The 25859-nt window shown below is 52.3% G+C and carries 24 protein-coding genes; 1 reads left to right on the top strand and 23 read right to left on the bottom strand.

Translation table 11 applies throughout. From position 1 onward, the window contains the following. Positions 1 to 117 precede the first annotated feature (117 nt). The 21 genes from nuoN to HMPREF2954_RS07385 all read right to left on the bottom strand — a co-directional run bounded on the left by nuoN (position 118) and on the right by HMPREF2954_RS07385 (position 19507). Positions 118 to 1593 (bottom strand): NADH-quinone oxidoreductase subunit NuoN, encoded by a 1476-nt coding sequence (nuoN, locus tag HMPREF2954_RS07485; RefSeq protein WP_045072647.1) that lies wholly within the window; start codon positions 1591 to 1593, stop codon positions 118 to 120. Positions 1594 to 1602: 9 nt separating this feature from the next. Then, on the bottom strand, positions 1603 to 3099 hold the full coding sequence (locus tag HMPREF2954_RS07480) for an NADH-quinone oxidoreductase subunit M (protein ID WP_039404491.1): 1497 nt from the start codon (positions 3097 to 3099) through the stop codon (positions 1603 to 1605). Positions 3100 to 3208: 109 nt separating this feature from the next. Further along, positions 3209 to 3670, bottom strand: coding sequence for a type II toxin-antitoxin system VapC family toxin (locus tag HMPREF2954_RS07475; protein ID WP_045072645.1), 462 nt, complete (start codon positions 3668 to 3670; stop codon positions 3209 to 3211). Then, positions 3670 to 4884 carry an AAA family ATPase gene (locus tag HMPREF2954_RS07470; protein ID WP_045072644.1) on the bottom strand — a complete coding sequence of 405 codons (1215 nt, stop codon included), beginning with the start codon at positions 4882 to 4884 and terminating at the stop codon, positions 3670 to 3672. The genes HMPREF2954_RS07475 and HMPREF2954_RS07470 overlap by 1 nt, the downstream gene beginning before the upstream one ends. Before the next feature lie 103 nt (positions 4885 to 4987). Then, positions 4988 to 5308 (bottom strand): cupin domain-containing protein, encoded by a 321-nt coding sequence (locus HMPREF2954_RS07465; RefSeq protein WP_045072642.1) that lies wholly within the window; start codon positions 5306 to 5308, stop codon positions 4988 to 4990. A 224-nt stretch (positions 5309 to 5532) separates the two neighbouring features. Continuing rightward, complete coding sequence (locus tag HMPREF2954_RS07460; protein WP_045072639.1) at positions 5533 to 5838, bottom strand: chorismate mutase; 306 nt, start codon at positions 5836 to 5838, stop codon at positions 5533 to 5535. 190 nt (positions 5839 to 6028) lie between these two features. Further along, entirely contained in the window at positions 6029 to 8053 is a 2025-nt protein-coding gene (nuoL, locus tag HMPREF2954_RS07455) for an NADH-quinone oxidoreductase subunit L (RefSeq protein WP_045072638.1), read from the bottom strand. Positions 8054 to 8326: 273 nt separating this feature from the next. Then, positions 8327 to 8902, bottom strand: coding sequence for a protein adenylyltransferase Fic (gene fic / locus HMPREF2954_RS07450; protein ID WP_045072637.1), 576 nt, complete (start codon positions 8900 to 8902; stop codon positions 8327 to 8329). Positions 8903 to 8937: 35 nt separating this feature from the next. After that, complete coding sequence (gene nuoK / locus HMPREF2954_RS07445) at positions 8938 to 9243, bottom strand: NADH-quinone oxidoreductase subunit NuoK (protein WP_003759427.1); 306 nt, start codon at positions 9241 to 9243, stop codon at positions 8938 to 8940. Further along, positions 9240 to 9911, bottom strand: coding sequence for an NADH-quinone oxidoreductase subunit J (locus HMPREF2954_RS07440; RefSeq protein ID WP_045072636.1), 672 nt, complete (start codon positions 9909 to 9911; stop codon positions 9240 to 9242). Before HMPREF2954_RS07440 ends, nuoK begins: the two co-directional genes overlap by 4 nt. Positions 9912 to 9922: 11 nt before the next feature. Continuing rightward, complete coding sequence (gene nuoI, locus HMPREF2954_RS07435) at positions 9923 to 10402, bottom strand: NADH-quinone oxidoreductase subunit NuoI (protein ID WP_002216341.1); 480 nt, start codon at positions 10400 to 10402, stop codon at positions 9923 to 9925. Between the two features lie 79 nt (positions 10403 to 10481). Continuing rightward, positions 10482 to 11558, bottom strand: a complete 1077-nt coding sequence (gene nuoH, locus HMPREF2954_RS07430) for an NADH-quinone oxidoreductase subunit NuoH (protein WP_070689072.1) — start codon at positions 11556 to 11558, stop codon at positions 10482 to 10484. 2 nt (positions 11559 to 11560) lie between these two features. Beyond that, on the bottom strand, positions 11561 to 13822 hold the full coding sequence (gene nuoG / locus HMPREF2954_RS07425; protein WP_045072628.1) for an NADH-quinone oxidoreductase subunit NuoG: 2262 nt from the start codon (positions 13820 to 13822) through the stop codon (positions 11561 to 11563). A gap of 95 nt (positions 13823 to 13917) precedes the next feature. After that, on the bottom strand, positions 13918 to 14244 hold the full coding sequence (locus HMPREF2954_RS07420; protein ID WP_231574605.1) for a hypothetical protein: 327 nt from the start codon (positions 14242 to 14244) through the stop codon (positions 13918 to 13920). A gap of 256 nt (positions 14245 to 14500) precedes the next feature. Further along, complete coding sequence (gene nuoF / locus HMPREF2954_RS07415; RefSeq protein WP_045072627.1) at positions 14501 to 15796, bottom strand: NADH-quinone oxidoreductase subunit NuoF; 1296 nt, start codon at positions 15794 to 15796, stop codon at positions 14501 to 14503. A 106-nt stretch (positions 15797 to 15902) separates the two neighbouring features. Further along, a complete protein-coding gene (locus tag HMPREF2954_RS07410; protein ID WP_045072626.1) occupies positions 15903 to 16298 on the bottom strand; it encodes a hypothetical protein in 396 nt (131 codons plus the stop codon). 53 nt (positions 16299 to 16351) lie between these two features. Next, the gene (gene nuoE / locus HMPREF2954_RS07405) at positions 16352 to 16825 is read right to left on the bottom strand and encodes an NADH-quinone oxidoreductase subunit NuoE (protein ID WP_045072625.1); all 474 of its coding nucleotides are present in this window, start codon (positions 16823 to 16825) and stop codon (positions 16352 to 16354) included. Then, complete coding sequence (nuoD, locus tag HMPREF2954_RS07400; RefSeq protein ID WP_045072623.1) at positions 16825 to 18081, bottom strand: NADH dehydrogenase (quinone) subunit D; 1257 nt, start codon at positions 18079 to 18081, stop codon at positions 16825 to 16827. Before nuoD ends, nuoE begins: the two co-directional genes overlap by 1 nt. Beyond that, positions 18071 to 18664, bottom strand: a complete 594-nt coding sequence (locus HMPREF2954_RS07395) for an NADH-quinone oxidoreductase subunit C (protein WP_045072620.1) — start codon at positions 18662 to 18664, stop codon at positions 18071 to 18073. Before HMPREF2954_RS07395 ends, nuoD begins: the two co-directional genes overlap by 11 nt. 13 nt (positions 18665 to 18677) lie before the next feature. Next, entirely contained in the window at positions 18678 to 19160 is a 483-nt protein-coding gene (locus tag HMPREF2954_RS07390; protein WP_003677002.1) for a NuoB/complex I 20 kDa subunit family protein, read from the bottom strand. Continuing rightward, positions 19151 to 19507 carry an NADH-quinone oxidoreductase subunit A gene (locus HMPREF2954_RS07385; protein WP_003741940.1) on the bottom strand — a complete coding sequence of 119 codons (357 nt, stop codon included), beginning with the start codon at positions 19505 to 19507 and terminating at the stop codon, positions 19151 to 19153. Before HMPREF2954_RS07385 ends, HMPREF2954_RS07390 begins: the two co-directional genes overlap by 10 nt. Before the next feature lie 359 nt (positions 19508 to 19866). Here HMPREF2954_RS07385 and HMPREF2954_RS07380 point away from each other — a divergent pair, with 359 nt between their 5' ends. Continuing rightward, positions 19867 to 20484: a tellurite resistance TerB family protein gene (locus HMPREF2954_RS07380; RefSeq protein ID WP_045072619.1), complete on the top strand. Its 618-nt coding sequence runs from the start codon at positions 19867 to 19869 to the stop codon at positions 20482 to 20484. Positions 20485 to 20573: 89 nt separating this feature from the next. On the opposite strand, the gene HMPREF2954_RS07375 is transcribed toward HMPREF2954_RS07380, so the two are convergent. Together HMPREF2954_RS07375 and HMPREF2954_RS07370 are read right to left on the bottom strand one after the other, a co-directional pair. Next, entirely contained in the window at positions 20574 to 24782 is a 4209-nt protein-coding gene (locus HMPREF2954_RS07375) for a translocation/assembly module TamB domain-containing protein (RefSeq protein WP_045072618.1), read from the bottom strand. Positions 24783 to 25120: 338 nt separating this feature from the next. Beyond that, positions 25121 to 25615, bottom strand: coding sequence for a GlcG/HbpS family heme-binding protein (locus HMPREF2954_RS07370; RefSeq protein ID WP_045072617.1), 495 nt, complete (start codon positions 25613 to 25615; stop codon positions 25121 to 25123). Between the last annotated feature and the right edge of the window lie 244 nt (positions 25616 to 25859).

Genomic DNA, 25859 nt, shown 5'->3' with positions numbered 1-25859 from the left:
CCGTATTGAAAACCCAAGTATTGAACAAGCAAAAGGTCGTCTGAAAAATAATGTTGGGACGGCATATCTTAACAAAAACGGCAGCCTCTGACACGGCTGCCGTTTCGGTTCATCACTTTACAAGGTGTTTTCCAAAGCCCTAGCGCACCAGTCAATCACCGTTTGCGGCATGATGCCCCACAAAATCAGCAGGAACGCGTTGACGCTCAGAAAGAATTTGGCGGCGTAATTGCTGCCGACGGGCTGGTCATGGGTGGGTTCGTCGAAATACATGACCTTGACTACGCGCAGGTAGTAGAACGCGCCGATTAACGACATCACCACGGCGAACACGGCAAGTATGATGTATGTGCTGCCCGCCATGGCGGCGTTTTGGGCGGTCGATGCGCTCAACAAAGCCTTAATCACGCCGAATTTGGCGTAAAAGCCCATCAGCGGCGGAATACCCGCCATCGAGAACATCGCCAGCAGCATCAGGAAGGCAAACCAAGCATGGCGTTGGTTCAAACCTGCCAAATCTTTGATTTCTTCACACTCAATATTGTCGGTGGACAATACCATCAATACGCCGAAACCGACCGCCGCCATCAGCGCGTAAGTAATGGCGTAATACAAGCCCGCCGCAAAACCGACCGCTCCCGCCATAAACGCCAGCAGGATAAAGCCCATATGCGATATGGTGGAATAGGCAAGCATACGTTTGATGTTGGCCTGCATGATGGCGGCGAGGTTACCGACCAAAAGCGATGCCACCGCCAACACGGCGAACATCTGCGACCAGTCGTGATGCACCGTTCCCAAACCGGTAACCAAGATGCGGAAGGCAAAGACGACGGCGGCGATTTTCGGCGCCGTACCGACAAACGCGGCAACGGATGTCGGCGCGCCGTGGTACACGTCGGGCACCCACATATGAAACGGCACCGCGCCCAGTTTGAACGCTACCGCCACGACGATAAACACCAGCCCCAGTTTCAACAGCCATTCGTTGGCAAGTTCGCTGTAAGACGACGCCAAAACAGTGGCAAACTCCAGCGAACCCGTCGCGCCGTACACCATCGAAATGCCGTAGAGCAGCAGGCCGGAAGCCAGCGCACCCAAGACGAAATATTTGAGCGCGGCTTCGGCGGAGCGGCCGGAATCGCGGCGCAGCGCAATCATGGCATAAAGCGACAGCGACAAAAGTTCCAAACCGATATAGGCGGTCAAGAAATGCGCCGCACTCACCATCACGCTCATGCCTAACAGGGCAAACAACGACAGAGTATAAAACTCGCCTTTAAAAATACCGCGTGCCTGATTGTACGGTTTGCTGTAAATAAACAACCCGAAGGTCAATCCGTACAACACCAGCTTGGACAGGCGCGACATACCGTCGGCGATATACATCCCGTGAAACGCCAGCGTACTGCCCTGCTCCCACACCGCCAGCTGCGTAACCGCCACGATAATGACGGTTCCCAAGCTCATCAGATGGGTAAGATAGCGGTTTTTATCGCTAATCCACAAATCTGCCAGCAATACGGCAATCAGCAGCGCAAACAGCACGATTTCGGGCATGGCAGGCATTAAGTTCAAATCAATCAAGTTCATTCGCACACCTCAAATCTTGCTTTGCGCCACATGGGCAATCAAATCGTTTGCCGCCTGATGCACCACTTCGATAAATGCCTGCGGATACAGGCCCATACCCAATACCGCAACCGCCAAAATCGCCAGAATCGCAAATTCGCGGCAGTTGATGTCTTTCATATCGGCAACGTGCGGATTGCCGACCGCACCGAAAATCACGCGCTTATACATCCACAGCGTGTAAGACGCACCGTAAATCAGCGTCAGCGCCGCCAGCGCGCCCACCCAGAAATTCACTTTGACCGCGCCCATAATCACCATGAACTCGCCCACGAAGCCCGAAGTCGCCGGCAGACCCGCGTTTGCCATCGCAAACAGCATCATAAACGCCGCAAACTTGGGCATCACGTTCACCACGCCGCCGTAATCGGCGATATTGCGCGTGTGCAGGCGGTCGTACATCACGCCGATGCACATAAACATCGCCGCCGACACGAAACCGTGCGAAATCATCTGAATGACAGCGCCTTTCAACGCCCAGTCGTTCAACTGTCCGTTAATGAACAAGAACATCCCCAAGGTAACGAAACCCATATGGCTGATGGACGAATACGCCACCAGTTTTTTCATATCGGTCTGCACCAGCGCAACCATACCGATATACACCACCGCAATCAGGCTCAACACAATGATGACCGGCGCGAAATAGCGCGACGCGTCGGGCAGAATCGGCAGGATGAACCGCAAAAAGCCGTATGCGCCCAATTTCAGCGTAATCGCCGCCAACACCATCGAACCGCCGGTCGGCGCCTCAACGTGGGCATCCGGCAGCCAAGTGTGCACGGGGAACATCGGCACTTTCACCGCAAACGACAGGAAGAACGCCACAAACAAAAGCTGTTGCACGCCCAGCGGAATCTGTTTGATGTTTTGGAAATCCTCAATCGAAAAGCCACCGACTTGGTAAGACAGATACACAATCGCCACCAGCATCAGCAACGAACCCATCAGCGTATAGAGAAACAGCTTCACCGACGCATACACGCGGCGCGGACCGCCCCATACACCGATAATCAGGTACAGCGGAATCAGCATACCCTCGAAGAACACATAAAACAGCAGGGCATCCCGTGCCGAAAACGCGCCGTTAATCAGGCCCGACATGATTAAAAACGCCGCCATATACTGCGCCGGACGCTTCTGAATCACTTCCCAACCCGCCAGCACAACCATCAGCGTGATAAACGCGTTCAGAATGACAAACAGCACCGAAATACCGTCCACACCCAGCGAATAGTTGATTCGCAAAAGCGGAATCCATTCGTGGAACTCGGTAAACTGATAGCCGCCGCTCAAACGGTCGAAACCCGTAAACAAGGGCAGCGTTACCAAGAAACCGGCAAGCGCACCGATTAAAGCGAGCACGCGGGCAAGCGGCGCACGGCTGTCCGGCCCCGTCGCCAAAACCAGCACGCCCGCAGCGATGGGTATCCATATTGCCAAGCTGAGTAGGTAGTTGGAAAACATAGTGGTTAACCTGTGGTTAAAATAAAAATATAGTTGTGTGGGTTGGTTTTTCAGACGACGTTTCAGGAGGTCGTCTGAAAAAGGTTTGTTCAGGCTTCTGCTATTTGTCTCAAGCTAATTCTGCCGGATCTTCCAGCCTCATTCTTTCATGTAAATCTTTAATCTTATTAACATCGGTATCGTGGGATAAGATTTCTAAATTATTCACACTGGCAGTCGCATAATGAAACATATCGAATTTACGTTTTTCTAAATTCTTCGGCGTATTATCACGTTCGGCTTCAAACTTATCAAAGCGGTACAGATTACTTGCCAAATCAGAAACATTCTGTGTAATGTCCAAAGATTCAAACTGTGCCAAAACACCGGTCAATCGAGACAATTTTTCAGATTTTCCCCAATCCACACCGCGCAAAACTTCATAACGGATAAGCGGGGTAATCACAAAACGGTTGTCATCCTGTTGCAACTTTTCCGCCATATCGCTCAATACGATTTTCCGCTTTTCTTCGTCACTGTCATCATCCGCCAAATAAACCAAGTAATTGGTATCTAAAAGATAAACCGTCATTATTTATCCCCTAATCCGCCCAATTCCTGACGCACCAATTCCAATAAGGCTTTTTTTGCCTGTTCTTGATCACGTTCTTGGACGCGTTCTATCTTCTTCTTATTCAAATCCACGCCGAATGCTTCGTTGAGCAAATCCACAAAAGAAGCATTACTTGGATAGTCAATCATCTTGCCATAGACCACACCGTCCTCCTTGCTACGTACCAAACGGTAGGCTTCTCCCTGCTCCAACTGACTGATGACTAAAGACGAATGCGTGGTAATGAAAAACGTTGTGTTCGGAAACAATTTTTTCAGCAGCGGTACAATTTTGATCTGCCATTCGTTGTGCAAATGGCTTTCTATTTCGTCAATCAGCACCACGCCGCGCACATTGGCAATTTGCTGCTCGTTGGTAAAGTAACTGTATCCCGCGACAATAGATTGGATAATCTTCAAAAGAGAAGTAAAACCGCTGGATAAATCGGAAAGTTCGCGCTTTTGGTTTTCTATTTTGATAAAGACACGGTTGCTGCCTGAAATTTCCAAAAATTCGGGGTCAATGCGGTTGTCGATTTTATTGAGCAGGGACAGCAAAGTATCGATTTCAATTTTACGGTTGTCTTCTTTCGACTGATACGGATTGGCTGATTGTGCCCGCTGAATAATCCACTCTTCTAGATTGGTATCCATATTTAAGGATTTAATATCTTCAACCTTATGATAAAAAACCGAAAACAACCGTTCTAAATATCCCTTTGAACGTTGCTGAAAATTACCTATTTGTTTAATCGCACCATCCTTATTTTCAACACCTCCCCGATTTTGTGCAGCTAAATAAACTATGGGCAAAGAGTGCCACAACCCTAAAAAGGGTCTTTTTTCCCATTGAAGATTTACATCATAAGTACCAAATATCACATCATTATCTTTTGGAAGGCGTTTTGGGCGTTCTTTTCCAATAGATTCGAGACTAAACCCCATCTCTCCGATAGGAGTAACAACTTTTTTAAAAGGAATGGATGCCGGAGTTATCCAAGAAACAACTTGTTGTGCAGCCGCACTGGTGAACAACAATATCGCAAACAAACATTCCAACAGTTTAGTCTTACCTACACCGTTCTCGCCAATCAACGTATAAATACGCTGATTGGGTTGGAAATCCACCTGCATTGTGCCGACACCGGTTACATGCTCAAAACGAACTGTACCGTCAAACAGCCGTTTATCCATATTATCTGCCCTTCTATTTTTCAGACGGCCTGATTATCTGAAATGTCAGATGTCGTCTGAAACTCTAATCTATTGCCGCCTGAAACCCTCTTTTCAGACGACCTCAAACACTGCCTTCTTTCTCGATCACCAAAATCCGCGCTTCGCCGCACGGATGGGCGACGTGTTCCGTACCGATTCCTGCATAGAAGATGTCGCCGCTTTTCAACCGAACGATGTATTCTTCGCCGTTTTCTCGGTAGTGCATATCGACTTCGCCGTCCATCACGGCAAACACTTCCTCGCCGTCGTTGACGTGCCATTTGTAGGGCTGGTCCGTCCAGTGCAGGCGCACGGTAGTACCGTTCATATTGGCGATGTCGAGTGCACTCCATGCGCGGGAAGCGGTAAATTCGGCGGAGCGGATGGTGTGCGTGTCGGGCATTTTCGCGCCTCTTTGATTTTGTATCTAGATAAACCTGTCGATACAACTGCTTATTAAATCCCGTCATTCCCGCGCAGGCGGGAATCCAGAACGTAGATTTTAGGAAGCCTTTTTCCTTGACAGTTTTATGCGCCGATAGGTCTGGATTCCCGCCTGCGCGGGAATGACGGCGGTCGGCAAATTCCGTATCTATCCAAGTAAATCAATTATGACCGAAATGTTGACTACGCCCCGTCGGTACGGTTGGTTTCCATCTCCAGTTTAATGAACGCATCAATCATACTGCGCCAAACTGCTTCGGCTACTTCGGGCGACAAACCGGCCTTTTCGGCGTAGGCGCGGCGCGAGGCAATCACTTGCGCCACCCGTTCGGGCGCGGAAACCGCCTGCACATCGTTTTTAGGTTTCAGACGGCCTGCCTGCCGCACCAGCTTCTGCCGGCGGACGAGCAATTCTATTAATTCCTTGTCCAAGCCGTCGATGGCTTCGCGGACTTCGTCTAGGGTTTGCGGTAATTTGTCTTCAACCATTGTTTCTCATGTTTCCTTTTTCAGACGACCTAAACGTCGTCTGAAAATCTCATCTTTACCTGAGCAATCCCGATATGCCGTACTATTTTTCTTTTTCATGTCGGATACAAGTATCCGACCTACAACTTGAATGGTTCTTTTTCAGACGACCTCTACACCGGCTACAGACAGGTCGTCTGAAACCCCGCCTTTATCTGAACAATCCCCAGAAAGTCATGCCGAGCAGGACCAATACGCCGAACACCATAGCGGCGGCGTAGGTGTAGATAAAGCCGGTTTGGGCTTTGCGTACCTGCGCGGCAATCGCGCCGACCAGTTTGGCGGAGCCGTTGACGATGCCGTTGTCGATAATGGCGGTATCGCCGACTTTCCAGAAGAAGTTGCCCAACGCGCGCGTGCCTTTGGCGAAGACGTTGAAATACAGGGCGTCGAGGTAGTATTTGTTTTCAAACAAAACGTAAACCGGACGGAACGCCTGCGCGATTTTGGCGGGCAGGTGCGGCAGTTTGACGTACAGGAGCCATGCGCTCAATACGCCTGCGATTGCAAGATAGAGGACGGGCGAATGCAGGCTGTGCGACACCATCGCCAATGCGCCGTGGAACTCTTCCTTCATGATGTGCATGGTCGGATGCGCGTCGGCGTTGACGAAAATCACGTCTTTGAAGAAATCGCCGTAGAGCATGGGTTCGATGGCGATGTAGCCGATGATGACGGACGGAATCGCAAGCAGAATCAGCGGCAGGGTAACGACCAGCGGGCTTTCGTGCGGATTGTCGTTTTTGCCCAAGCCGTGATGTTCTTCACCATGGCCGTCTGAATGGTGTTCGGGCAGGCTGCGCCATTTTTCTTCGCCGTGGAACACCATAAAGTATTGGCGGAACGCGTAAAACGCGGTAACGAACACGCTGGCGAGGACGGCGAAATAGGCAAAGCCGCTGCCCGGTAGGGTGCTGTATTTCGCTGCTTCGATAATCGAGTCTTTGGAGTAGAAGCCGGAGAAGAACGGCGTACCAATTAGTGACAAGTTACCGATCAGCATGGTCAGCCAAGTAATCGGCATGTATTTTTTCAGATTACCCATGTGGCGCATGTCTTGGTCGTGGTGCATACCGATAATCGCGCTACCCGCCGCCAAGAACAGCAAGGCTTTAAAGAAGGCATGGGTCATGACGTGGAACATCGCCACGGAATAGGCGGACGCGCCCAGAGCCACGGTCATATAGCCCAGTTGCGACAGGGTGGAATACGCAACCACGCGCTTGATGTCGTTTTGAATCACGCCCAAGAAGCCCATAAACAAGGCGGTAATCGCGCCGATCACCATAATGACCGACAGCGCGGTACTGCTCATTTCGTAAATCGGCGACATACGCGACACCATGAACAGGCCCGCCGTAACCATGGTTGCGGCGTGAATCAATGCGGAAATCGGGGTCGGGCCTTCCATCGAATCGGGCAGCCAGACATGCAGCGGGAACTGAGCCGATTTACCCATCGCACCCACAAACAAGAGCAAACAGGTTACGGTAATCAAAGACCATTCCACACCGGGGAAAAGCTGGATGGTGGCATTTTGTACGTTGGGCAGATAGGCGAATACGTCCTGATAGCGCAAGCTGCCGCCGAAATAGGCAAGCACCAAGCCGATACCGAGCAAAAAGCCGAAGTCGCCGACGCGGTTGATCAAAAAGGCTTTTAGGTTGGCAAAAATCGCGCTCGGACGTTTGAAATAGAAACCGATCAAGAGATACGACACTAAGCCCACCGCTTCCCAACCGAAGAAGAGCTGGATGAAGTTGTTGCTCATAATCAGCATCAACATGCTGAATGTAAACAAAGAGATATAGCTGAAGAAGCGTTGGTAGCCGACTTTTTCATCATGCATATAGCCGATGGTATAGATATGCACCATCAACGACACGCCCGTGACCACGACCATCATCATCGCCGTCATCGTATCGACCAAGAAGCCGACGGAAAAATCCAAACCGCCCATCGTCAGCCAAGTATAGACATTCTCGTCAAACTTGGCGCGGCTGCCGTCGATAAAGCCCCACAGCACATAAGCCGACAGCACGGCGGACACCGCCACGCCGAGTATCGTAACTGTATGCGCGCCGGCACGTCCGATTTTATTGCCGAACAAACCCGCAATCAGCGAGCCTGCCAAAGGCACGAGGGCAATGATGAGATATAAAGTCATGTCGTTCATTTTGGATGAACCTTTTTGATTTTAGGAGTTTTCTAAACTTCAGACTGCCCGAAAGGTTTTTTAGATTGGCTTGCCAATTCGACACTTTCAAGCTGTCTTCGTATCTTTATTAATGGGTTTTCAACCCATACTGCACGCTAAATACTCAAATCTGATAAAGCCGTCTTTCAAGACAACGGGCTTTAATTGGTCATGTTATTTTTTCGTCGGGGTTAGCCCAACCTACCGCATAAGGTCGTCTGAAACGGTCTGAAATCGCTTTTCAGACGGCCTTCAGCCTTTCTCATATCCTTCGTAATAATATGACTGCTCAATACCTTTAAAGATAATTTCACGGTTGTCCACATCGTCGGTCAGGTTGTCCTTTAACAGAAAGCGCAGTTCTAAATCGTTGACGGGGCCGCGTTCCATCGCCTGCAAATACAGGGTTTTGCTTACATTTTGCCAGTTTACGACTTTTTTCAGGTTTTTCTTCAGCACCAAGTCCAGCCAGATGCGGGTACTTCTGCCATTACCCTCCAAAAACGGATGAGCAATGTTCATTTCAACATATTTGGCGATGATTTCTTCAAAAGTCCGCTCGGGCATCTGCTCGATTTTAGCCAAAGCCTCTTTCAGATACATGGCGTTGGCAAAACGGAAACCGCCTTTGGAAATGTTGTCTTCCCTGATTTGACCCGCAAAATCATATAAGCCGCCGAACAGGTAACGGTGAATCTGTTGCAGGCCCGCGGTGGTACCGACTTCGATACGGTCAATGTCGCCGCTTTCAAACAGGCGGCAGGCATTATGCAGGCTTTGTTCGTCTATGGACTTCATCGTTTTTCCCATCGGGTTTTCAGACGGCATCAGTATCTTGTCAGGCCTCAACCCAACCTCCTTTATTACCCTTTCAACTCGTCCAAATCAGCAACATTAATCGTTTTTCTGTTACGGTACACCAGCACCATAATCGCCAAACCGATGGCGGATTCGGCAGCGGCGACGGTCAGTACGAAGAATACGAAAATCTGTCCGGCGGTATCGCCCAGATGCTGCGAGAAGGCGATAAAGTTGAAGTTCACCGCCAAGAGCATCAGCTCGATGGACATCAGCAAGACCAGCACGTTTTTGCGGTTCATAAAGATGCCCATCGCGCTGATACCGAACAGGAGCGCGCCCAATACCAAATAATGCGTCAAGGTAATCATGCTTTGCCCTCCTCTTTCGGCTTGAGGTCGTCTGAAACTTCGTTTTCTTCCGCAGATTCGGTTTGCGGTTTCACGGCTTCCATTTTCACCAAGCGCATACGGCCTTGGTCGGCGCGTACTTTGACTTGGTCGGCAGGATCCATACGTTTCGGATTGGTGGTTTTGCGGTGAACCAGCGCAATCGCCGCTACCATGCCCAACAACAGCAATACGGAAGCCAGCTCAAACGGCAGCAGATAATCGGTATAAATACGGCTGCCCAAATCGCGGATATTGTTGTAATCGGCAGGAATGTCTTTCATCAAGCCAAATGCAGCAAGGTCGGTTTTCGGGTTAACCAGAATCAGAATCAGGGCAACCGCCAACAGCGTACCGACCACACCGGCAACAGGCGCATGACGCCAGAAACCGGCGCGCATTTCCTCGATGTCGATATTCAGCATCATCACGACGAACAGGAACAGCACCATCACTGCGCCGACATACACGACCACCAGCGTAACGCCCAAAAACTCCGCCTGCATCAGCATCCAAATCATCGCGCTCACGCAGAAGGTCAGCACCAAATGCAAAGCGGCGTGGACAGGGTTTTTCGCGGTAACGGTACGCAGCGCGCCGTATAAGACGATGGCGGCAAGGATATAGAACAGAATCGCGGAAAAAGTCATTCGTCTGCTCCTTAGCGGTACGGTGCGTCAGCGGCTTTGCGTTTGGCGATTTCGGCTTCGTATTTGTCGCCGATTGCCAAGAGGATCGGCTTGGTCATGTGCAAGTCGCCTTTTTTCTCGCCGTGGTATTCAAAAATATGCGTTTCCACAATCGCATCGGTCGGACAGGCTTCTTCGCAGAAGCCGCAGAAGATGCACTTGGTCAGGTCGATGTCGTAACGCTTGGTGCGGCGCGTGCCGTCTTCGCGTTCTTCCGATTCGATGTTGATCGCCATTGCCGGACACACTGCCTCGCACAATTTACACGCGATGCAGCGTTCCTCACCGTTCGGATACCGCCGCTGCGCGTGCAGGCCGCGGAAACGCACAGATTGCGGCGTTTTCTCTTCGGGGAAATAAATCGTGTCTTTGCGGGCGAAAAAGTTTTTGAGCGTTACGCCCATGCCTTTGACGAGTTCACCGAGCAAGAAAGTTTTTACTAAATTAGCCATATTCTGTTCCCTCAAAACAGGGATTCCGTTAAATATTCAAAACTGCGTTTTCAGACGACCTTGATACGTCGTCTGAAACTTATTTCCACAAATTCAGCGGCGAAATCATCCACAGACCCAAAATCACGATATAGGCGAAGCTGATCGGAATCAGCACTTTCCAGCCCAAGCGCATGATTTGGTCGTAACGGTAGCGCGGGAAGGTTGCACGAATCCACAGATACCAGTACAGCACCGCCGCCATTTTCACGAACATCCAGAATGCGGAAGGCGTGCCGACAATGCCCCAGCTTTGCGGGAACGGGGACAGCCAGCCCCCGAGGAACATCAGCGAGGTCAGCGCGGCAATCAGAATCATGAAAATGTATTCGGCGAGGAAGAACAGCGCGAACGCGAAGCCGGAATATTCGACGTGGTGGCCGGCAACGATTTCAGACTCACCCTCTGCCACGTCAAACGGTGCGCGGTTGGTTTCGGCAACGGCGGAAATCAGATAGACGATGAAGATTGGGAACAGCGGCAGCCAGTTCCACGAGAACACGGAACCGCCCGCGATACCCTTGGCTTGCGCGGCAACGATGTCAGAGAAGTTCATGCTGCCCGACACCATCACGACGCACACCAGCGCGGCGCTCATGGCGATTTCGTAGGAGATGCTTTGCGCGGAGGCACGCATTGCGCCCAGGAACGAATATTTGGAGTTGGAAGCCCAACCTGCGATAATCACGCCGTAAACCGACAGCGAGGTAATCATCAGGATGTACAAAAGACCGATATTGATATTGGTCAGCACCCATTCTTCGTTGAACGGAATCACTGCCCACGCCGCGAAAGATGGGGCGAGCGACATAATCGGACCGATGTAGAACAGGGCTTTGTTTGACAGCTTCGGACGGGTAACTTCTTTAAATAAGAGTTTGAACACGTCGGCAAACGGCTGAATCAGACCCCACGGACCGGTTACGTTCGGACCGACGCGAAGCTGCATGAAGCCGATGACTTTACGTTCGAAATAAGTCAGGTAGGCGACGGTCAGAATCAGCGGAATCAGGATAATCACGATTTTGACGATGACGGACACCACCAAGCCCACGGTGATGCCCAAATCGCCCAGACCGAGCGTTGCGGCAAAGAGGTTTTGGAACCATTCCTGCATAATCAAGCTCCCGCCAGTTCAATAGTGTCCATCAACGCACCCAACGCGGCATTTTCGGTATGCAGCGGCAGATGCACCACGTTTTCAGGCAGTCCGGCATCGGCTTTGACCATCACGGACACGCCTGCGCCGTTTTGTTTGGCGACGGCGGTTTGTCCGTCTTGCAGGCCTAAGCGCGCCAATGTGTTCGGATTCACACGCGCGGCGGGCACGGCGGCATGGCTGGTCGCTTGCAACGGCGCGGAACGGCGCACGATGGCATCGGTGTGATAAATACCGACTCCGCCCACGCGCACGAGGCGGCTTGAGGTCGTCTGAAAATCTTTTTGAGTCGATGCGGCACGGTTGTTCAGTTTGGACGGCAGGCTTTCCACGTCCAACGCATCTTTCAGAATCGCAGCGGTATCGTGGTATTCAAAGCCTTGCAGGTCAAACAGGTTGCCCAATACGCGCAACACTTTCCACAGCGGACGCGAGTCGCCGAAGCCTTGAACGACACCGTGGAAGGATTGCAGACGGCCTTCCATATTGATGAAGCTGCCTGAGGTTTCGGTAAACGGCGCAATCGGCAGCAATACGTCGCACACGTCCAGCAGCGTGTCGCTGACAAACGGCGTAAACGCCATCACACTTTTCGCCTGTTTCAACGCAGCTACGGCTTTTGCGCCATCCGCCGTATCGATTTCCGGTTCGACGTTGAGCAGCAAAACCGCCTGTTTCGGCGCATTTGCCATTTCGGCAACGCTCTCGCCGGAGTTCACACCCAAGACATCCGCACCGACGCTGTTGGCAGCTTGTGGCAGAATACCCAGTACCGCGCCGGTTGCGTCCGCCAGCTCTTGCGCGGCGGCATAAATGGCGGCGTAATCAGGATGGTTTTGCACTTCCGCGCCCAAAATCACCGCTGCTTTTTCAGCGTTTTTCAGGCTCGCGGTAATCGCGTGTTCCGTATCGGCAGACAGGTTTTTCAGACGACCTGCCCACTCGTCGGGATGCACCGCTTCCTGAGCCAGAAGCGGCATCAACAATTCTTCCTTGCTGCTGGCCAACACGCTCAAGGCCATGCGCTCTTTGGCGGCACGGCGTAGGCGGGCGGTCAGAAGCGGCTGTTCTTTGCGCAGGTTTGCGCCGACCACCAATACGGCTTCGTTGTCCGCCAGCGATTCGATGCTTTGTCCCAACCATTGCGCACCATTGAGGTCGTCTGAAAAACGTTTGTCCTGTTGGCGCAGACGGGTAGCGAAATTTTTAACGCCCAAACCGTCGGCGAGTTTCTTCGCCAAATACAGTTCTTCAACCGTATTCATCGGGTTCGCCCAAATGCCGACTTGGTTTTGGTTGCCGTCTTTGGCGATACATTCAATCGCGCTGCGGACATATTCCAGCGCGGTTTTCCAATCCACGTCCATCCACTCGCCGCCCTGTTTGATTTTCGGGTTTTTCAGACGGCTTTCGTGATACAGGCCTTCGTAGGCGAAACGGTCGCGGTCGGACAGCCAGCATTCGTTAATCGCTTCGTTTTCCAGCGGCAGCACGCGGCGGACGGTATGATCTTTGGTTTGCACAATCAGGTTGCTGCCCAAAGCATCATGGGCGGAAACGGATTTGCGGCGGTTCAGCTCCCAAGTACGCGCGTTGAAACGGAACGGTTTACTGGTCAGCGCGCCGACGGGGCACAAATCGATGACGTTGCCCGACAGCTCGGTTTCCACCGCTTTGCCGATAAAAGGCATGATTTCAGAGTGTTCACCGCGATTCGCCATCGCAATTTCCTGCAGGCCGGCGATTTCTTCAGTGAAACGCACGCAGCGGGTGCAATGGATGCAGCGGCTCATTTCCTCGGCGGAAACCAAAGGCCCCATGTCTTTGCCGACGACGGAACGTTTTTCCTCGGTGTAGCGGCTGGTGGTTTTGCCGTAGCCCACCGCCAAATCCTGCAACTGGCACTCGCCGCCTTGGTCGCAGGTCGGACAGTCGAGCGGATGGTTGATGAGCAGGAACTCCATCACGCCTTCCTGCGCCTCGCGGGCTTTTGCCGAATGCGTGCGCACAATCATGCCGTCCGTTACCGGCGTGGCGCAGGCGGGCAGCGGTTTGGGGGCTTTTTCCACGTCCACCAGACACATACGGCAGTTGGCGGCGATGGAGAGCTTTTTGTGGTAACAGAAATGCGGAATATAAGTACCGAGCTTGTGCGCGGCCTCAATCACCGTCGCGCCCTGCTCCACAGATACCTGTTTGCCGTCGATTTCGATTTGTAACATGGTTCGTTCCTAGTTACGGGTATTTGATAAATAATCTTTTATGGAGGTCGTCTGAAAAATGGGTTTCAGACGGCCTTTTGAATTTTTGTTACAGGCTAATCCAATTCGCCCTTTTCCCGTGCCAGTGCGAATGCCGCATCCAACTCCTTCATTAGATTCGGCGGCAACGCCTCACGGTTGTTTTTCCAATATTCTTGCCAATAAGACGATAAATCCGCCCAATACGTCTGCATCACTGTACTTTGTATCAAGATGAGAAGGCAGACCGTATAAGCCACTGCATCCTGTTGATTATATGCCGCCAATTCTACCGTTTCAGCAGGATAAAAAGCCTGTCCATCGGACAAATAACCGTTCTGCCGATGCAAAACCTGTTGCAGTTCATGAAAATGCCGATCCGCCTCCATTCCATAATCCGCCATACTGATACGGCGTAGTATTTCATCTCTCCCACGTTTTCCAAATAGGAAAACAATGTAAGCGGGAAATCAGGAGTGGCGTGTTTTTTAGGCATAAAACATTTATATCTGCTGCAATGGTTTAGAGGTCGTCTGAAAAGAGGTTTCAGTCAGCCTTTAAAGTATCAGGTGATTGCTTGTTTATTTTTAGGAGGGATTTCTTAATTTTAAAAATCCAAATTCTGTACAACCCATCCACCACTTCAGGTCGTCTGAAACCTCAACACCACTTATTCGGCTTCATTGGTCCGCCGTGCTCAATGTAATGCACAAACTCATCACGGAAATGCTTGGTAAAGCTGCGGACGGGGAAAACGGCGGCGTCGGCGAGGGCGCAGATGGTGCGGCCTGCCATTTGGTTGCCGACGGAATCGAGCAAATCCAAGTCCTCCATGCGGCCTTTGCCTTCTACGATGCGGTGGACGATGCGGTAGAGCCAGCCGGTACCTTCGCGGCACGGGGTGCATTGGCCGCAGGATTCGTCGTAGTAAAAATAGCTTAATCGCTCAAGGGCTTTGACCATGCACACGTCTTCGTCCATCACGATAATCGCGCCGGAACCGAGCATCGAGCCGGCTTTGGAAATCGAGTCGTAGTCCATATTGGTCTGCATCATGATGTCGGCAGGCAATACGGGGGCGGACGAACCGCCGGGGATGACGGCTTTGAGTTTTTTGCCGCCGCGCATACCGCCCGCCATTTTCAGGATTTCGGCAAACGGCGTGCCTAGCGGCACTTCATAGTTGCCCGGACGCTCAACGTGACCGGAGATGCAGAACAGTTTGGTACCGCCGGCATTCGGAATGCCTTTGTCGGCAAACATCTGACCGCCATCGCGGACGATAAACGGTACGGAAGCAAAGGTTTCGGTATTGTTGATGGTGGTCGGTTTGCCGTACAGGCCGAACGAGGCGGGGAACGGCGGTTTGAAGCGCGGCTGGCCTTTTTTGCCTTCCAGCGATTCGAGCAATGCGGTTTCTTCGCCGCAAATGTATGCGCCGTAGCCGTGGTGGGCGAAGAGTTCGAATTCGAAGTCCGAACCTAAAATATTTTTACCCAAAAAACCTGCCGCGCGCGCTTGGGCAAGTGCGGCCTCAAAGCGTTGATAACCTTCGAAAATTTCTCCGTGAATGTAGTTATAGCCCGCTTTCGCGCCCATCGCGTAACCGGCGATAATCATGCCTTCAATCAAGGCATGGGGGTTGAACATGATGATGTCGCGGTCTTTGAACGTGCCCGGTTCGCCTTCGTCGGTGTTGCAGACGACGTATTTTTCACCGGGGAAGGAACGGGGCATAAAGCTCCATTTCAAGCCGGTCGGGAAGCCCGCACCGCCGCGCCCGCGCAGACCGGAGGTTTTGACTTCGTCAATCACGTCGGTTTGCGAGATGTTTTCGGACAGGATTCTACGCAGCGCGCTGTAACCGCCGCGTTTGACGTATTCGTCCAATGTCCAGCAGTCGGGATTGGCGGTATCCACTTGGTCAAAAATCACGCCTGATTGGTAAATAGCCATTTTTGGTGTGCCTGTTCGTTTTCGTATCGGTTGCGGCCGCTATTTCAGACGACCTGAAAACATATTTGTTGAGTCTAGATCCGACTTACTTTGCTATGAATTTATTTTATTTAGTAAAGATAGAACTTAAAACTTTTGAATCATCAATTAAATCTGTAATACCCTGATAATTTCCACGTTTTTGTACTTGTGTAGTAGTAACGTGATATTCTTGCCAACATTTAACAAGACAATCTCCCCAACTATCCATTCCACTTTTTTCTAAATAGTTAGCAAACCCGTCGGAAGGCTGACATTCCTGTGCACTAACAATTAGGGAGTTTAACAAAGGTAAATTTTGCTCTAAACAAAAATCACCAATTGCACCAGCATACAAACCAACTAATTTATGACTTAATCGGAATACACTTTCTAATTCGTGGTACATTACGACACGCTTGTTCTGTGCCACTAAAATTAAATAACGATACAAGCAATCAAATTTCTCTTTATCTAATTGCATAGCTTTCTTCCATTTATTCAAAATTAAATTTATTTTTCAAGTAAACCCGCGACCTACTCCAACTCCGCCAGTTTCTTCTCAATCGCCTCTTCAGTCATAAAACTGCACATACTGTGGTTGTTTACCAGCATAACAGGGGCGTCGCCGCATGCGCCCATGCACTCGCCTTCGACGAGGGTGAATTTGCCGTCGGGCGTGGTTTCGCCGTAGCCGATACCGAGTTTTTTCTTCAGGTATTCGCCGGTATCCATGCCGCCGCGCAGGGCGCAGGGAAGGTTGGTGCAGACGGTCAGTTTGTATTTGCCGACCGGCTCAAGGTCGTACATATTGTAGAAAGTGGCGACTTCGTATGCCTGCGCCGACGTGATGCCGATGTAGTCGGCAACAAAGGCGATGGTCTCAGGGGCGAGCCAGCCTTTTTCGGTTTGGGCGATACGCAATGCGCCCATGATGGCGGAACGGCGTTGGTCGGCGGGATATTTCGCCAACTCGATGTCGATTTGTTTTAAGGATTCTGCGGATAACATTATCGGTCAACCTCCCCGAATACGATGTCCTGCGTACCGATGATGGCAACAACGTCGGCGAGCATGTGGCCTTTTGCCATTTCGTCCATGCCTTGCAGGTGGGCGAAGCCGGGTGCGCGGATTTTCAGGCGGTAGGGTTTGTTCGCGCCGTCTGAAATGATGTAAACGCCGAACTCGCCTTTCGGGTGTTCGACAGCGGTATAGGTCTCGCCCTCGGGAACGTGCATACCCTCGGTAAAGAGTTTGAAATGGTGAATCAGGTCTTCCATACCTGTTTTCATTTCGGTGCGTTTGGGCGGGGCAAATTTGTGGTTTGTGGTAATGACCGGGCCGGGATTGACGCGCAGCCAGTCGGAACATTGTTTGATGATGCGTACGGATTGGCGCATTTCCTCCATGCGGCAGAGGTAGCGGTCGTAGCAGTCGCCGTTAACGCCGACGGGGATGTCGAAATCCATTTGGTCGTACACTTCATACGGCTGTTTCTTACGTACGTCCCATTCCACGCCCGAACCGCGCAACATGACGCCGGTAAAGCCTTTCTGCATGGCGCGTTCGGGGGAGACGACGCCGATGCCGACGGTACGCTGTTTCCAGATGCGGTTATCGGTCAGAAGGGTTTCGAGTGTGTTGATGTTTTTGGGGAAACGTTCGCAGAAGGCGTCGATGAAGTCGAGCATGGTGCCTTCGCGGGATTCGTTGAGCTGCTTCAATACTTTGGCGTTGCGGAATTTGCTGCTCTCGTATTTGGGCATGAAGTCGGGCAGGTCGCGGTAAACGCCGCCGGGACGGAAGTAGGCGGCGTGCATACGCGCGCCGGAAACGGCTTCGTACAAGTCCATCAGCTCTTCGCGGTCGCGGAAGGCGTAGAGGATGGCGGTCATCGCGCCGATGTCGAAGGCGTGCGAACCGATACCCATCAGGTGATTGAGGATGCGCGTTACTTCGGCGAACATGACGCGGATGTATTGGGCGCGGATAGGCACATCAATTCCGGCAAGTTTTTCTACTGCCAAGCAATACGCCTGCTCATTGACCATCATGGAAACATAGTCCAAGCGGTCCATATAGGGCAGGGCTTGCAGGTAGGTTTTGGTTTCAGCCAGTTTTTCAGTACCGCGGTGCAGAAGGCCGATATGCGGGTCAGCACGGACGATTTGTTCGCCGTCCAACTCCAAAATCATACGCAATACGCCGTGCGCCGCAGGGTGTTGCGGGCCGAAGTTGATGGTGTAGTTTCTTAATTTATTGGCCACCGTAGTTCTCCTCACGGACGATACGCGGCGTGATTTCGCGCGGCTCGATGGTAACAGGTTGGTAAATCACGCGTTTTTGCTCTTCGTCGTAACGCATTTCGACATAGCCGGAAATCGGGAAGTCTTTGCGGAACGGATGTCCGACGAAGCCGTAATCGGTCAGGATGCGGCGCAGGTCGGGATGGTTGTTGAACATGATGCCGTACAAATCGAAGGCTTCGCGCTCGTACCAATCCGCGCTGTTGTAAACGGGAACCACAGATTCGACTACGGGGAAATCGTCGTCTGAAACCCAGACGCGCACGCGGATGCGCTGATTGTTTTTAACAGAAAGAAGCTGACTGACAACGGCGAAGCGTTTGCCCTGCCATGCTTCGTTTTTGTAAGTGCTGTAATCGACGCCGCACAAATCGACCAAAAGCTCGAAATGCAGTTCTTCATGGTCGCGCAACGTGGTCATGACTGAAATATAGTGTTCGGGCAGACACTCGACGGTAATCTCGCCCAAAGCGGAAATGACTTTGCTTGCCTGATTGCCCAAAACGCGGCTGACGGTTTCGTATAAGTTTTGAATACTTGCCATATCGTTCCCTCCCCTACTCGTCCCGCGCGATGGTGGAAGTGCGCTTGATTTTTTGTTGGAGCTGCATCAGACCGTAAATCAGGGCCTCCGCAGTCGGCGGACAACCCGGCACATAAACGTCTACCGGCACGACACGGTCGGCACCGCGCACGACGGAATAAGAATAATGATAGTAGCCACCGCCGTTGGCACACGAACCCATGGACAATACCCAGCGCGGCTCGGCGAGCTGGTCGTACACGCGGCGAAGGGCGGGCGCCATTTTATTGGTAAGCGTACCCGCCACAATCATCAGGTCTGCCTGACGGGGAGACGGACGGAAAATAATGCCGAAACGGTCAAGGTCGTAACGCGCCATACCCGCGTGCATCATTTCCACGGCGCAGCAGGCCAAGCCGAAAGTAACCGGCCACAGCGAACCGGTACGCATATAGTTCAGCACCGTATCCGCGCTGGTGGTGATGAAACCTTTTTTCAAAACGCCTTCTATTCCCATTCCAGCGCACCTTTTTTCCATTCGTAAACAAAGCCTACCGTCAGAACGACGATAAACACCAGCATAGACCAGAAGCCGTATGCGCCCAAATCTTTGAACACCACCGCCCACGGCAGCATAAACGCAACCTCCAAATCGAAGAGGATGAACAGGATGGCGACGAGATAATAACGCACGTCAAACTTCATCCTAGCGTTTTCAAAGGCTTCGAAACCACATTCGTAAGCCGCGTCTTTTTCGGCGTAGTGGTGTTTCGGACCTAAAATCGTGCCGAGCAGGATAAACAGCACGCCGGCCGCAAGGCCGACGAGGATGAATACGAGGACGGGAAAGTAACTGGCCAACATGGGTTTATGCCTAACTGGTTGACAGACAAATCTTAATATCCTGCTATTTTATCGAATTTCAAAATCCATTAAAAGGTAAATGTCGGTCAACCTGCAAAAAAATCTTAATAAATTCAATAAGTTTATGATAACGATTCTTATTTGTGTTTTGTTCCTTACTGTTTTATTTACCTCTTGCCGACAGTTCGCCATCCTTTTTGCAGGTAATGCTTAACAATCCAGAAACCCTGCCCGATTTGATTTTCAGACGACTTCCCCTATACTTCATAAGCATTTGCATCCTTTAACACCCCCATGCCTTGTTTTAAGTCTGAATACCCATATGATTTAAAAACCCACCCTCAAAAAGGACAATCACAATGAATTTCAACAACCTGCTCAACCAAATTTTGGGAACGGTTCAAAAAAATAGCAAATCCGTCGCCGACAGCCCGCTTAATTCTTTCGGCGGCGGTGCATTAGTGGCAGGACTGGCTTCTATGCTGATGAAAAAGAAAAACACCAAAAAACTGGTCAAAGCCGGTTCGGTCGCAGCTTTGGGTTATATTGCCTACAAAGGCTATCAAAGCTGGCAGCAAAACCGCAACCAACCCGAATTGCCGCAACAAGCGTTCGAACCTGTCGGCCAACTTGCCGAAACACACAGCCGCGTCATCCTGCGCACCATGATTGCAGCCGCCGCATCGGACGGGTCGATTGATGAAGCGGAAAAACAGGTTATTGCCCGTGAAAGCGGTACAGATGCGGAAACCGCCGCCTGGCTTGCCGCCGAATATGAAAGACCGGCAACAGTCGAGGAAATCGCAGCAGCCGTCGGCAACGATGAAGCTTTGGCCGCGGAAACCTATCTGGCGGCAAGATTGGTGTGTGCCGATTTATCCCGTAAAGAAATCGTGTTCTTAAGCCGGTTGTCGCAAGCCTTGAAACTGGATGACCAGTTGGTGGAAAATTTGGAAAAGCAGCTTGATTTGGCTTGATAATAAGCAGGCAGACTTAAAAATATAAAGCAGGTCGTCTGAAAACCCTAAAGTGTGGTTTTCAGACGACCTTTTCCTTTCCGTCGGCGTTATTGCGTTTGCACGGCTTTTTGTTTTTCCGCTTCTTCGATTTTTCGGTCGTTTTCGTAATCCGAACGGAAGAGCCTGTCGAAACGGATGGTGTATTTCAACTCGCCGCCGTATGAACGGCTGCCGACGCGGGCGACGGCTTGGATGGCGCGGGTGAGCTGGTACACGAGTTTGACGGACTGCTCGGCACTGGAAATACCGTATTCGTAACCTGCGTAGAGGTTGTTGGTAATCTGTTTGCCGACGGTCAGCACTTGTTCGGCAGGGTTGAGTTCGCCGGTTTGGGCGTTGCGGCTGCGTTGGCTGGTGATGCCCAAATCGTCCACCAGTCCGAGCCTGTCGTTGACTTGTCCGGCAAGGAGCGCGCCTGCCGCTGCGGAAAGGGCGGCATTGTCGCCGTCGCTGCCGCTGCTGGCGCGGTTGAGGATGAGCCAAGAGAGCTTGTCTTTTTCGCTCATCGCCTCTTTGGCAACGAGGGTCACGCGCGGATTGGAGAGGCTGCCGAGGACTTCGACGCCCGCACCGACGGGGGAAAGACGGCGTTCGGCGCGGATGTTCAGGTTGGGATTGTTGAGCGGGCCGACGAAAGAAACCGTACCTTTAGTGATGTCGAGGTCTTGACCGTAGGCTTTGTAGCGGCCTTTGACGACTTTCACCGTACCGACGCCTTGGATGGCTTCGCCCGGGCGGGAAGTGATGGTCAGCCTGCCGCCTATGGTGATGTCTGCGCCATAACCGACGAAACGGATATTGTCGTTGAGGTTGAGCGTCAGGTTGAGGTTGATAGGCGTCACGGCGGCGGTTTGTTTTTTCTCTTCGCCCAACACGACGACATCGTCGTCCAACGAGGGCATGGAGGATTTTTGCGAACCGAACATACCGTAGTCGCTGTTTAACGTACCGTTGAGGAACACGCCTTTTTGCTGGTTGTATTGCACTTTCGCACTGCCGGAGAGGCGCAGGCGGCGGTTCGGACGGGAGAGGGTGTCGTATTTGTCGAAGACGACATCTACGTCAACATCCGGATCGGCGTTGGCAAGGTTGACGGAGCCTTTCAGCTCGAGCGTACCGCCTTTGTGGAACTTGAGGCTGTCGATAATCCAGCGTTGTCCCTGCAAATGGGAACGTAAAACGCCGTTGTCGAGGATGAGGCCTTGGGTTTGGTTGCGGTAGTAGAGGTTTTCGCCGTTGAGCGTACCGGAAAGCTGGGGATCGCTGACGCGTCCGCCAAGGCTGACGGCGGCATTCAGACGACCTTTGACGGTTTGTCCGACGGGCAGGAAGTTGCGGAAGACTTCGAGGTCGGCGACGTTGAGGTTGAGTTTGCCGCTCAAAGGCGCGGTGTCCATGCTGGCGCCCTGTCCGATGTTGACCGTACCTTCGGCTGTACCGTAGTTGCTGGTGCCGTTCAGGATGGCGGCGATGGTGGGCGAACCGACGCGCCCGCCTATGGTGGCGGAGGCGTTCAGACGACCTGTAATGCCTTGCGCGGTAGCGGGCAGGAAGGTTTTGATTGCGCCCAAGTCGGGGAGGTTGAGGTTGATTTTGCCGCTGACCGGCGCGTTGGCGATTTTGTTGCCGAACTGCTGGCTGATGCCCAAATCGGCGTTGACGCTGCCGAAGCGGGTATTGCCTTCAAGCGTGCTGTCGATGCGGCCATTTTGGAAACGGGTGCGCAGGGCGAGCGCGCTCAAACCCAAGGGCATTTGTTTTTTCGGGTCTTTGTTCGGCAGGATGATGTCGCCGCTTTGGCGGTTGATGTTGAGGTAGCCGCGGGCGTTTTGACTGTACGCCAAATCCCAATCGCCGCCGAGTACCAAGTTGTGTTCGACGGGGATTTTGACGAAGTTTTGCAGCTCGGTGATGTGCAGGCTTTGCGCGTTGCCTTTGCTGGTGATGCCGGTTTTTTTGTCCCAAACGAAGTTTTGCAGGTTGAGGCTGCCGCCCATCACGCTCCAGCGCGCCGCGCTCATGGAAACGCGCTCCGCGCCTGCTTCGAGGTTCATGCGGTTTTGCAGTTTGAGGTTGAACGCGCCGCCGATGTCGAGCGTGTCCACGCTGCCTTTCCATTGATTGAAGTCTTTGTTCAGACCGCCCGCCGCATTGACTTCGAGTTTGTAAGGCTTGCCGTCCAACGCCATGCTGCTGCTGCCGTGTATGCGGTGTTGTGCGCCCATGCCGTTGAGGGACAGGTCGACCGCATCGATGATGGTCGCGCCGCCGGAAAGGGCGATGTGGCTGCCTTTGATGTCGGCGGCAAGCGGACGGTTGATGTCGGGCGTGCCTTTGAGTTTGAAATCAAGCATGCGGATGTTGACGGCTTCGCCGACACGCAGGGCGCGCGCTTCGCCGGAGAGGTCGGCTTCGTAGGTTTTCAGCCCGCCTTTGAGGTCGCCTGAAATATAGCCGCGCGTATTGAGCAGCCCGCCCAGTCCGAAACCGAAACGGGAAAGGTCGGGAGCGGTGATGTCGATGTTGAGGCGGTCGCCTTTTTTGCCGAAGCTGCCGTTGGTTTTGACGATATTGTTGCCCAAACGCAGGTCGGTCAGCGCGCGTGGGAGGTGTCCGGATTCGTAAACGACGTCAGCTTTGCCGCTGAGGGGGACGTTGTTTAACGTACTCGGCGCAAACTGCATTTTGCCGGCGAATTTTTCTTTCGCCAGTTCGCCTGAAAGATTGATGGTGCCGTTGACGCTGCCTGCGGGCAGTTTTGAGTCTAGGCGGGACGGATTGAACGCCTTGCTGGAAACATCGAGCTTGAGCAGGCGGTCTTTGAAGAGTTCGAGCGAACCTTGCGCCGTCAGTTCGCCGCCGTTTTGCGGAGCGACGCGGACGCGGTCGAGTTTGAGGGTGCGTTGACCGAGTTGTCTGTCGGTGGCGAAGGACAGCAGTCCGGAAAGTTGCGCGTTGCTGCTTTCAAGATTCCAGTCCACAGCGGGCGATGAAGTTTCGCCTTTGACACTGATAAACCCGTTCCACTGACCGGCAACATTGGTGCGGACGAGGTCGTCTGAAACCAGGTTGTTCACATTAATCTTGAGCGCCAGCGCGTTTTTCACCGTATCGACCGTACCGGCGACATTGAACGAACCTTCCTCCAACAGCCCGATTTCAGACTCTTGGACGGTTACCACGCCGTTGTCGTTGATGGTGAAGTCCGCTAAAATATTGCGTACCGGAATGGCTTTGTCATCGGCAAAACCCGCCGCCTTGTTTTCCAAGTCGAGCGAGCCGTCCAGCGCGATACCGTGCGTAAACGAAGGCACGACAGTCGCGTCAAACGTCAGGTTTGCCTTAGGCAGCGACGGCAGGAAAGCGGTCGGATTGATGTTGAAACCCTTGATCAGCACCTCGCCGATCATCTTGTCCAACGAAGCAGCAAACGGATGCACCGTAGATTTCGCCGACAAATGCACATCGTCGCCGTCCAGCAGGATTTCAGTCTGCACGTCCTGCAAGCTGCCCCACAGACGCGCCTTACCCTCTATCGTTTCGCCTTCCAGCTCGCCCTTCGTCTGAATCGTCGTATTGAGCGCAAAAGGCTTCTCCAGCTCGACCACCGCCGAACCCGTCGAATTGCTCCACGGCGTATCGAGGGTTTTCAAATCCAAGCGGTGTTCTTTCTGATCGTAATGGTATGCCGCATTCAGATGGTCGAGATAGGCCGTCTGCTTGTCAAAATTTTTGCCCACACTGAGCCTGCCCGTCTCAAAACGGTCGATAAACACCAACACAGGCAAATCAATGCTCTCAGGCAGCCCTTTGGACGGCTTTTTCTCTTTCGGCGGCGTCGGCTTCGGCACGACCGCAATGTCGCCCGCCACAATTTCAGTAATGTGCAGGCTGCGCTGAAACAGCTCGGACGGCTTCCAATCAAAACGGAACGCGCTGATTTTCACATCCGCCCCATCCGTTTCAATCATCCATTTATCGCCGTGAAAACCCTTAACCAGCGTACCTTCCAGCGTTTCCGAAGCAATCTTCACGCCAAACCAGGACGGAATCTTGTACAAACCGAAACGCAAACCCGATTCCGTCCCCACCAGCCAGCCGATAAAGCCCGCCAGCGCGCACACCAGCACAACCAACGTCAGCAACAGACCCCGCAACCAGCGTCTCTTGCGCTTGGGCGGGGTGGGTTGTGTTTCAGACGGCGTAGGCACACTGTTTGGCGTTTCTTGGGCTTCTTGGACTGCTGTTTCGGACATCTTGGCTTTCTTGTATGACTTAACGGCTTCTCAGGACTCCGCCGCACCCGACGGAATCGGCTTTTCAGACGACCCCATATCAGGACAGGTCGTCTGAAAAAGGATAATCATATCCCATTGCAGCGAATTGTGCTTGGGAAAGACAGCATTTCAGGTTTCAGACGACCCCATATGCCCGAACGTCATGCCCGAAGCGGTAAAAATGTCAACAAATGCAAAAAGGTCGTCTGAAAAGACTGCGGGAGTTTAGACCCGCATTTTCAGACGACCTCTTCGTATTTCAACAACCCAACGCAAATCAATGAAAAGAAACGCGCCGGGTTGCCTCAAGCTGCGGCTTACCTGCCCGACAAGACCGCCGCACCTGCTTTCGCAACGCTTTCGTCTTCATCGACCGAGCCGCCGCTCACGCCGACACTGCCGACGATAACGCCGTTTTTATCCACCAGCAGCACACCGCCGGGAAAAATCACCAAACCGTCGTTGGTCACCTCAATACCGTAAAGCTCGCCGCCCGGCTGCGAAGCCTTGCCCAAATCGCGGGTGGACATATTGAAATAGCGTGCCGTTTTCGCCTTTTTCTGCGCAATATCGATACTGCCGATAAACGCATCGTCCATACGCGCAAACGCCTTCAAATTACCGCCTGCGTCCATGACCGCGATATTCATCGGCACCTTGATTTCACGCGCCTTTTTCATCGAAGCCTGCACCACCGCCTGCGCCTGAGCCGTCGTCAAATCGCCCGGTAGCGTTTTGGCCAAACCCGCCGAAAACGCCGGCGCACCCAATGCCAAAGTACACAACAATGCAACTGATTTTATGCCGCGCATAACTGTCTCCTTGTATTGAATCAATGAAAGGTACTGCACTTTTGATTGTATGCCTGTCGGCGGGAACAATAAAGGTCGTCTGAAAACCATAAGACAGGTTTTCAGACGACCTCGGATGGGTTTCGGTTTGGTAGTTTCAGCAGCAACTGTATTTTTGACCCCGTCGGGTAAAAATACCAAAACTCAAATCAAGCCGTTCGGATACCGTTTTCGGCAAAGTAATCATTCAATACCGTCAGTAGTC

The sequence above is a fragment of the Neisseria sp. HMSC067H09 genome, from assembly GCF_001814135.1.
Lineage (GTDB): Bacteria > Pseudomonadota > Gammaproteobacteria > Burkholderiales > Neisseriaceae > Neisseria.
The sequence above is the reverse complement of the archived record's forward strand: the minus strand, read 5'-3'. Positions and strand labels throughout refer to the sequence as shown.